The organism is Tenacibaculum sp. 1B UA (genome assembly GCF_033978845.1).
Taxonomy (GTDB): Bacteria; Bacteroidota; Bacteroidia; order Flavobacteriales; family Flavobacteriaceae; genus Polaribacter.
On record NZ_JAKVUA010000044.1, the window covers coordinates 1 to 1,006 of the forward strand.

Here is a 1,006-nt window from a genome sequence, read left to right on the forward strand (position 1 = left end):
CTTAAGTTTGTAATTCATTAAATTAGAAACATAAACAGAAAGAACAAAAGAGAGGATTAAGGTTATTATATACGCAGAGACTACAGATCTCGTCAACATTGAAAATCCCCTCTCTTTTCTACACAGATTTCGTACAGTTCTATGAGGCTTTAGACCTCGATTTTAAGTCGTTGAAACTTGCGTAGTTTGTCCTTTCAAAAAACATTTTCTTATGAATAAAGATATTAAATATTTTGGAATAGACATTAGTCATATGGTTTTTGATGTTACAGATTCTGATGGTAAATATTATCAGTTTAAAAACACTATTTCAGGCTTTAAAAAGTTCGAAAAATTATTAGATCTATCGAGCCATTGTGTAATGGAGGCTACAGGGTATTATCACTATCAATTAGCTTATTATTTGCTTGAATCAGGTATTAAAATATCTGTAGAAAATCCATTAGCTGTAAAGCGATTTATACAAATGAAATTATCTAAAATAAAGACAGATAAGAGTGATTCTAAACTTATTTGTGAGTATGCCATTCAGGTAGATTTAAAATTATGGAAAGGTAGTTCTAAACATCAAATAGAATGTCTACAAATGACAAGACTCCTTTCTGTGTATACCAAACAGAGCACAATGTTAAAAAACAAGCTACACGGCGAAGCAGTTTTAGGAAACCCAAGTAAACCAGTTTTGAGTTCTTTAAAGCGAAGCTTAAAACAACTAGAAAAAGAAATAGCCAACTTAGAAGCTAAATTATTGTTATTGGTAAAAGAAGCGCACCAAGATGTGTTAACACGGTTAAAAACTATACCAGGAATAGGAGCTAAAACAGCCTTAATGTTAGTGGTTTTAACAGACGGTTTTGAACGATTTAGTAGTGGTAGTGAATTATGTAGTTATGCTGGTTTAACACCAGTGATAAGAAAGAGTGGAACAAGCGTAAAAGGACGAAGTAGAATTAGTAAAATAGGAAATCAAAAACTACGAAATTTATTATTTATGTGCAGTTTTAAT

Annotated in this window: 1 protein-coding gene; it reads left to right on the top strand. The window is 31.1% G+C overall.

What is annotated here, in order from left to right; genetic code table 11:
- Window positions 1-211 precede the first annotated feature (211 nt).
- Window positions 212-1,006, top strand: a 795-nt coding sequence (locus MK851_RS15625; protein WP_320244933.1) for an IS110 family transposase, incomplete at its 3' end; no start/stop codon positions are given.